The 7,940-nt window shown below is 64.5% G+C and carries 8 protein-coding genes; 1 reads left to right on the forward strand and 7 read right to left on the reverse strand.

The features are described from left to right. Positions 1–88: 88 nt before the first annotated feature. The 7 genes from ACPUD7_RS14040 to ACPUD7_RS14070 form a co-directional block, all read right to left on the reverse strand. Entirely contained in the window at positions 89–1,060 is a 972-nt protein-coding gene (locus tag ACPUD7_RS14040) for a TatD family hydrolase (RefSeq protein ID WP_425120253.1), read from the reverse strand. Beyond that, positions 1,060–2,775 (reverse strand): methionine--tRNA ligase, encoded by a 1,716-nt coding sequence (metG, locus tag ACPUD7_RS14045; RefSeq protein ID WP_135540347.1) that lies wholly within the window; start codon positions 2,773–2,775, stop codon positions 1,060–1,062. The genes ACPUD7_RS14040 and metG overlap by 1 nt, the downstream gene beginning before the upstream one ends. 245 nt (positions 2,776–3,020) lie before the next feature. Next, entirely contained in the window at positions 3,021–4,085 is a 1,065-nt protein-coding gene (locus ACPUD7_RS14050; RefSeq protein WP_135540349.1) for a hypothetical protein, read from the reverse strand. Positions 4,086–4,396: 311 nt separating this feature from the next. Then, positions 4,397–5,281: a 16S rRNA (cytidine(1402)-2'-O)-methyltransferase gene (rsmI, locus tag ACPUD7_RS14055; protein ID WP_193096446.1), complete on the reverse strand. Its 885-nt coding sequence runs from the start codon at positions 5,279–5,281 to the stop codon at positions 4,397–4,399. Positions 5,282–5,397: 116 nt separating this feature from the next. Further along, positions 5,398–5,829, reverse strand: coding sequence for a DUF4190 domain-containing protein (locus ACPUD7_RS14060; protein WP_425120254.1), 432 nt, complete (start codon positions 5,827–5,829; stop codon positions 5,398–5,400). Between the two features lie 199 nt (positions 5,830–6,028). Continuing rightward, positions 6,029–6,568: a DUF4190 domain-containing protein gene (locus ACPUD7_RS14065; RefSeq protein WP_425120255.1), complete on the reverse strand. Its 540-nt coding sequence runs from the start codon at positions 6,566–6,568 to the stop codon at positions 6,029–6,031. A gap of 164 nt (positions 6,569–6,732) precedes the next feature. Further along, positions 6,733–7,578 carry a DUF4190 domain-containing protein gene (locus ACPUD7_RS14070; RefSeq protein ID WP_240689871.1) on the reverse strand — a complete coding sequence of 282 codons (846 nt, stop codon included), beginning with the start codon at positions 7,576–7,578 and terminating at the stop codon, positions 6,733–6,735. A 38-nt stretch (positions 7,579–7,616) separates the two neighbouring features. On the opposite strand from ACPUD7_RS14070, the gene ACPUD7_RS14075 reads away from it, so the two are divergent. Further along, positions 7,617–7,787 carry a hypothetical protein gene (locus tag ACPUD7_RS14075; protein WP_425120256.1) on the forward strand — a complete coding sequence of 57 codons (171 nt, stop codon included), beginning with the start codon at positions 7,617–7,619 and terminating at the stop codon, positions 7,785–7,787. The last annotated feature ends 153 nt before the right edge of the window (positions 7,788–7,940 follow it).

Genomic DNA, 7,940 nt, shown 5'->3' on the forward strand with positions numbered 1-7,940 from the left:
CGTGTATCGCCGCCATCATTCGCTGCTATGCATCGCCGCCGTGTATCGCGGCCACGCATCGCAGCAGTAAATCTGTCGCAGCGGTGATTCAGTCCCAGCTGCCGAGCGCTCTCTCCGCGTTGGCCCACACCGCCGAGCACAGATCCTCTTCGCTCATTCCGCGCACCTCGGCGAGTTTCCGGGCGGTGATCGCCGTCAGGTACGGCCCGCCGGGCTTACCGCGGTGCGGGTGCGGGGTGAGGAAGGGGGCATCGGTCTCGGTCAGCAGCAGGTCCAGCGGCGCGGCTGCCGCGGCTCGGCGCAGCTCGTCGGCGTTCTTGAACGTGAGGTTGCCTGCGAACGACATGAAGTAGCCTGCGGCCGCACACTCCCGGGCCATCGTTTCATCACCGGAGAAGCAGTGGAAGATCGTGACCTCGGGGGCGCCTTCCTCTCTGAGGATGCGCAGCACATCGGCGTGAGCCTCGCGATCATGGATCTGCAGGGCCCGACCGGTGCGCTTGGCGATCTCGATGTGGGCGCGGAAGGACCGCTGCTGCTCGGCGATGCCGTCCTCGCCCGTGCGGAAGTAGTCCAGGCCGGTCTCCCCCACCACACGCATCCGGTCGTGGGAGGTCACGAGCGTCTCGATCTCGGTCAGAGCATCGTCGAGCAGACCGCGTTCTGCCAGCCGCGGAGCCTCGTTCGGGTGGAGGGCCGCCCCGCCGAGCATCCACGTCCGGCCGTTCGCAGGAGGTGTGGGCACGGTCGAGCCTAGGGCCGGCTCGGAGATGGTGCCGGCGTATTGGGAGGCGATGAGCTCGGTCGTCCACCTCGCTGCCGGGAGATCGCATCCGATCTGGACGATACGGCGGACCCCCGCCTCGGCGGCGGTGTCGTGGAAGAAATCGAGGGAGGGGAACTCCTCCTCCGCATCCGGGGAGACCTCCGGTTCGGGTTCACCTGCGCCCAAGGGCAGACGCACACCCGTGCAGATGTCGAGGTGGGTGTGGGTGTCGACGATGGGGTGGGTCAGCGGTTCGGGCACCGGTGGATAGGTTCCGGCGGCGCGCGAGGCCATTATTCGGTTTCCTCCACGTACTTCGGGAACACGGGTTCGGGCTTCGGCAGCGGGGTGCCCGGCTCGAGCGGGAACTCCACGGCTGCGAACGATCGGGGATCGACGTCGGCGGCGGCCAGACCACCGGCGGCCGCCTCGGCGACGTTCGGGGCCAGAGCCGCGGAGGCGTATGCGGCCCCGGCGGCGACGCCGATGGCCGCTCCCGCACTCACGGTTGCCATCGCTTCGGCGCCGGACCCGGACTCGGTGGCGGTCGGCAGCACCTTCGCCCCGGCCTCACCGACTCCGGCGGGCACGCCGAGGAGGTCGAGGATCTTGCCGGCCGCATCGGGCATGACGGGCTGGATGAGGATCGAGATGATGCGCACGACCTCGATCGTCACCCACAGCACGGTGGCCATACGCTCCGGGTCGGTCTTCTTCAGCTTCCACGGCTCCTGCGCGGAGAAGTAGCGGTTGGCCTCGGACAGCACTTTCCAGCAGGCCTCGACGTAGAGGTGGAGGGCCTGGGTGTCGACGTGGCGGCGGGCCGTGTCCGGGACTGCACGTGCCAGGTTCAGAAGGGCCTCGTCCGCCTCGGTGAGGGTGCCGGGCTGCGGCACCTGGGCGTCGCAGTTCTTCTGGATCATCGACAGCGAGCGCTGGGCGAGGTTGCCGTACTCGTTGGCGAGGTCGGCGTTCTTGCGGGTGATGATCGAGTCCTTCGTGTACGAACCATCGTGGCCGTAGGAGAACTCGCGGAAGAGGAAGAAGCGCAGTGTGTCCAGGCCGAAAGCATCGACGAGGTCGAGCGGGTCGACGACGTTGCCGACGGACTTCGACATCTTCTCACCGGAGTTGAAGAGGAATCCGTGGGCGTGGACGCGTTTGGGCAGTTCGATGCCCGCGCTCATGAGGAACGCCGGCCAGTACACGCTGTGGAACCGGATGATGTCCTTGCCGATGATGTGGACGTCGGCGGGCCACCACTTGTTGAGGCGCTCGTCGTCGTTCGGGTATCCGGCGGCGGTGAGGTAGTTGGTCAGGGCGTCGATCCACACGTACATCACGTGCTTCTCATTGCCGGGGACCGGCACGCCCCAGTCGAAGGTGGTGCGGGAGACCGAGAGGTCCTTGAGCCCGGAGGCGACGAAGGAGGCGATCTCGTTGCGACGGGAGTCCGGGCCGATGAACTCCGGATGGGTCTTGTACAGCTCGAGCAGCTTGTCCTGGTACTTCGAGAGGCGGAAGAAGTAGGACTCCTCCTCCGTCCAGGTCACCTCGGTGCGGGTCTCCGTAGACAGGCGCACACCGTCGACGACTTCGGTCTCGTCCTCGGTGTAGAAGGCTTCGTCGCGCACGGAGTACCAGCCGGCGTATGTGTCGAGGTAGATGTCGCCGGCCTCTTCGAGCTTGCGCCAGATCGCCTTCGACGCCTCATAGTGGTCCTCGTCGGTGGTGCGGATGAACCGGTCGAAGGTCGAACCGAGGGCCAGCTGGGTGTCGCGGAAGTTCTTCGCGTTGTCGTCGGCGAGTTGCTTCGGGGTGATGCCGAGCTTGTTCGCCGCCTGCAGCATCTTCAGCCCGTGCTCATCCGTGCCGGTGCAGAAGAAGACCTCGTGATTGTCCAGTCGCTTGAACCGGGCGATCGTGTCGGCCGCAATGTACTCATAGGCGTGCCCGATGTGAATGGCCCCGTTGGGGTAGGCAATCGCTGTCGTCAAGTAGTAACCCATAGGTCACACAGTCTAAGGGACGCGCGGTTGCGGGCGCGCACGGGTGCTTTCAGGCCGGGGGTGCGGGCGCGCACGGGTGCTTTCAGGCCGGGGGTGCGGGCGGGCACGGGTGCTTTCGGGCCGGGGGTGCGGGCGGGACTTGGCCGAGTCTTCGCGAATAGCCCAGTCTGCGGTGAGTAGCCCATATTTGAAGGTGGGCTATTCACCTCGGACTGGGCTGAAACGGTTCGCACCCCGGCACCAAATCACGGAACCAGCGGCTGCCCGCACCGACGACGCAGTTCAGGTGCTTGAAAGAAGAGCTTCTGCCCGAAGGTCTTCGGGTTCAGAACCTCATGGAACTTGAAGCGCAACACCTTATAGCCCATCGCCAACAGTCGATTATGCTGTCGGCTCTCTTTGTTCATGACGTCAAAGCCGCCGTCAACGTACTTCTGGGTCCCATCCACATAGAGAGCGACCTTGTCCTCGCGAAGGAGGAAGTCGAGTCTTGTCAGAAGTCGGCCGTCATCGGCAATATTCACCTGCTGCACGAAGTCATGCAGCCCCAGAAGATGCAGGTTGAATGCGGCTCTGCTCTCCGCATAGCTTTCGGACAACGGCGAAGCGAGCGCGACCAGTCTCGCAGACACTTTGCCGCCCCGCGTCAGGCGGGCGATGGGCGCTCCGAATAAATCTGCGACTGCACCCGGCACCTCGTCCAGCAGGTGCGACGAATACCCGAGCCTGAAGATCAGATCTTCGTCGTTGCCGAGTAGATGCCATCTGATCACCTGTTCCATTGCGGCAAACGCCGCGGCGCTGCCGAGCTCGGCCCGCAGATCCAAGGCAGTTCGAGCCGGAGAAGTGACTCGGAGCCCCTCCACCTGGCAGACGTCTTCAGCTGAGATTGTTCGGCGTCGCCTGATCAGCTCGGGTGATTTGGTGCTTGACACGGGGTGGAACACCGACACCGGTTCATCCGGCTCGTCGAACATACCGATCCTGTGCAGCCGTGCCGCTGAGACCCCGAACACGGTGTCTTCTGCGCGGTAGTGAGGATAATGAAGGACCTGCAGACGCTTCAGATTCGCCTCGTATCTGCGCCGTTGGGAACGCTCCTTGTCGCGCTGTTCCTCGTGATACGTCATCCAAGCCGAGTCCGTGGCGAAGGGAGAGAAGTATCGGTGGGCACGGACTTCACACCGGCTGACTACCGAATAGACTCCACGCGAGACCTTCAGCAGACAGCATCCCAATGCACTACGGATATCTGCCGTGGAGGCTCCAGCATTGCGAAGATCCTTGAAATGCACGACGTTGTTCTTCATGCCGGCACACTGCCGAACCACGTTCTGATACAGCAATACTCAATTCAGTTGCTGTGGAGTCAGCTCCGGCGTCCACACAGCGACAACGTCTCAGCACGGAGTCCGTCAACAAGCGTCAGCGCTCGAGTCGAGCCGTCGTCAGCCTCCGGGAACGCGCGCCACTCGCCCCCGGGAGCACATGAGAACAGCGTCAACCAACCATTCAACCTCGCTCATAGCCCAGTTTGAGATGAATAGCCCACCTTCAAATGTGGGCTACTCACCCAAAACTGGGCTGCCAGTTGTCCACACCCTGCTGCGCACGAGTCGCGTCACTCGCGGTGAAGCCAGGCTTCGTAGACGTCGCGCTTCGACAGGCCGAACTTCTTCGCCACCTGCCCGGCCGCATCCTTCGCACGTATCCCGGACTCGACGAGTGCGCTGACCTCGCCGAGGTGGTCCTCCGGAGCCGTCTCGACTTCGGTGGCACCGGCGAGCACGAGGGTCAGTTCCCCTCGCAGTCCCGCTGCGGCGCGTTCACGCAGCGAACCGACGGTCCCCCGCAGCGTCTCCTCGTAGGTCTTCGTCAGTTCACGGCTGATGCTCATGGGTCGATCTTCGCCGATGACCTCGGCGAAGTCATCCATCGTGTCGGCGATCCGGTGGGGGCTTTCGAAGAAGACCATCGTCCGCTTCTCCGCCTTGAGCTCCTCGAGCAGGCTCTTGCGCTGACCGGATCTGCGCGGCAAGAAGCCCTCGAAGCTGAACCGGTCGCTCGGCAGCCCGGAGACCGCCAGGGCCATCAGTACCGCGGACGGGCCCGGCGTCGACGTGATCGGCAGTCCCGCCTCGGCGCAGGCTCTGACCACGCGATATCCGGGGTCGGACACGGCCGGCATCCCCGCGTCGGAGAGCAGCACCACGGTCTGCCCCGCATTGATGAGCTCGACCAGCTCGGGGGCGCGATGGCCCTCGTTGTGGTCGAATACGCTGATGATCCGGTTCGTGTGGCTCAGCTGCAGACGCTGCGCCAGAGAGAGGAACCGGCGGGTGTCCTCGGCGGCGATGACGTCGGCGGTTTCGATGGCCTGCCGCATCCGCGGACTCGCATCGCCGAGGTTGCCGATCGGAGTCCCGACGAGGATGAGTCGCCCGCCGGTGAGGTCCGGACCCGACCTCGCTGGGACGCAACGGTCGTCGTCATCGGGGTCGGGCACCTCGGCGAGGGTGTCGTTGGGGTCGGGTGCCTCGGCGGGGGCGCCGTCGGGGTCGGGTGCCTCGGCGGGGGTGTTGTCGGGGTCGAGCTGAGGCTCAGACGTGCTGGGGTCTTCGGTCAAGATGCGGCTGCTCCGGTGGCGAAGAGCAGAGCGAACGTACCGAAGTAGAAGAGGAGGATCACGCCCCAGAAGAGGAGCCACAGTCCCGTGCCGATATAGCCGACCCACAGGGCGGCAACTGCCATGCCGTCGCCGCGCTCACCGCGTTCCTTGATCTGCTTGCGTGCGATATGGCCCATGATGACGCCGGCGATGCCGCCGATGAAGACTCCGGAGACGACGCCGAAGATCGAGGCGCACATGCCGATGATGGCCAGCACATTGTTCGGCGGCAGCGGTTGGTAGACGTACCCCGGCCCGACGGCATACTGAGCGTTTGCCGCATATCCGGGGTTCTGGCTGTATGACTGGGCACCGAGGCCGCCCGAGTTCGACAAGGGCTGCTGGTAATACATGTCCGGATTGTTCCAGTTGTTCTGGCTGCTCATGATGAGGTCTCCTTGCGTCTGCCTTCAACGGTACAGAGTCGTCGTTTCGGGCAAAAGGCGGCGCGGTTACAGGTCTGTCACAGTTGTGGTTTCGAAAGTCGTCGTCTGTCGTCGTCTGTCGTGGGCCGTCGTCTGTCGTTGTCTGTCGTCGTATGCCCGGGCGGGGTCAAACACTCGTGGCGCGCCCGAGGCACGAGCCTCAGCTGATCGTTCCGGTCTCGGCAGCGATGGCGAATCCCATGACTAGCGCAATGATGCCCAGGTACACCAACCAGAACACGATCCAGAAGATCACGCTCAGGTAGCCCACCCACAGTCCGGCCACGGCCATCCCGTTGCCTCGTTCGCCTCGGCGTTTGATCTGCCTGCGGGCGATGTGGCCGAAGATGATGCCGATGAAACCGAGGAAGAAGGCCGATGAGATGAACGAGATGACGGAGAGCACCAACGCGACGATCGCCGAGGAGTTCGTCGGCGCGACCTGCCGGTAGACGACGACCGGTGCCGCATTGCCGTAGCTGGCGACCGGTGCCGCGTTGCCGTAGGTGACGGGCCCGATTCCGGGTGCCGGAGTGGGTACGGAGACAGGGCCGTGCACAGGAGCTGGCGTGTGAGCCGCCGGAGCCGCCACCTGGGCCCGCGCTGCAGGAGTGTGCATCTGGGCCCGCGCTGCAGGGGTCGCCGGCGCACGGTTCGATCCGGTGTAAGTGCACCCGATGGGCAGTACGCGGGTATCCATGTCAGTTGCTCTCCGATGGCTGTGGCGGGTGTTCGAGACACCGTGCGATCCGGTTCTCGATGACTGATGTCAACGCTATCGGGGCGTGGGTGCCCTCAACGGCGAATCGTGTTCCAGTCCTGCACCACCCGTGACAAGGCAGCACCCACCTCCGCTGAGGCGGCTCAGTACCCGCTGCCGAGCATGGCCATGAAGCCGAGTCCGAAGAATCCGATCACAATGATGAGACCCAGCAGACCGAGCGCGATGCTGACGTAGCCCATGATGAGGCCGGCAATGCCCTGCCCACGGCCGTCTTCGCCGGTGCGTTTGATCTGCCCGAGTCCGATATGGCCGAAGATCACTGCCAGCAGCGGGGCGATCCACAGGAACATCGCGACGATGCTGAACAGGATGCCGATGACAGGCACCATGGACAGCAGGCCGCAGACGAAGCCGCCGCCGAGTCCGACGATGCCCATCCACATCGACCACACGGCCATCTTGTTCGGCACGGGACGCACGATCATCGGCTGGGCGCCGTAGGTCATCGGCTGGCTGTAGGAACCCTGTTGGCCGTAGCCGTATGAGCCGGGCTGACTGTACGAACCGTAGGAACCCTGTTGGCTGTAGGCATCGGGCTGGTTGTATCCGGCCGCCTGCCCGTACGCACCGTTGGCACCGAACTGGCTGTAACCGTCCTGGCTGTAGCCGCTCTGGCCGTAACTTCCGCCCTGGCTGTAACCACCCTGGACGTAGCTTCCGCCTTGGCTGTAACCACCCTGGCTGTAGCCGCCCTGGCCGTATTGCTGACCCTGCGAGTACTGCCCCGCGCCGGAACCGTACTGTTCGGCCCCGGGACCCGAGCCGTACTGCCCAGCACCCGAGCCATACTGTTGGCCCTGCCCCGAACCGTACTGTGGCTGGGATCCGTAGTTGTTGTTGACCTGCTGCGAGCCGACCTGAGGTGGGTCGCTCGGGCGATATTCGGGGTTGTTCGACACGTTCGGCACCGTTCTCCACTCAGACACTCTTCGTTCCCTACTACCCTAGTGGTGTCGACTGCAGAATGCCCAACGATCTCGGCACGATCGTCTCCGGCAACGTCACGCTTCCCACCACGCGCCGCCCCGCCTCGGCGTCACGCTTCCCACCACACGCCGCCCCGCCTCGTCTCCGGCGGCGTCACGCTTCCCACCACGCGCAGAGGCTCGTCGCCTGCTCCCTGCGGGTCGCATGAGAGTCCGCCCCGCCGTGATCTCTAAACCTTGATCCACCGATCTGCTTGATGTCCGGTGGCCCACTCGAATTTGAGCTTGGGCACGATGAGTGGGCAGGAGGTAGTGTCCCGGTCTCTCACCGGTCTCTTCCACATTGAGCCTCCCAGAGCCTC

Source organism: Brevibacterium sp. FAM 24630, assembly GCF_049804075.1.
GTDB lineage: Bacteria > Actinomycetota > Actinomycetes > Actinomycetales > Brevibacteriaceae > Brevibacterium.

Coding starts and splice junctions, on each gene's coding strand:
- ACPUD7_RS14040 (WP_425120253.1), bottom strand. CDS start 1,060: ATGGCCTCGCGCGCCGCCGGAACCTATCCACCGGTGCCCGAACCGCTG.
- metG (WP_135540347.1), bottom strand. CDS start 2,775: ATGGGTTACTACTTGACGACAGCGATTGCCTACCCCAACGGGGCCATT.
- ACPUD7_RS14050 (WP_135540349.1), bottom strand. CDS start 4,085: ATGAAGAACAACGTCGTGCATTTCAAGGATCTTCGCAATGCTGGAGCC.
- ACPUD7_RS14060 (WP_425120254.1), bottom strand. CDS start 5,829: ATGAGCAGCCAGAACAACTGGAACAATCCGGACATGTATTACCAGCAG.
- ACPUD7_RS14065 (WP_425120255.1), bottom strand. CDS start 6,568: ATGGATACCCGCGTACTGCCCATCGGGTGCACTTACACCGGATCGAAC.
- ACPUD7_RS14075 (WP_425120256.1), top strand. CDS start 7,617: ATGCCCAACGATCTCGGCACGATCGTCTCCGGCAACGTCACGCTTCCC.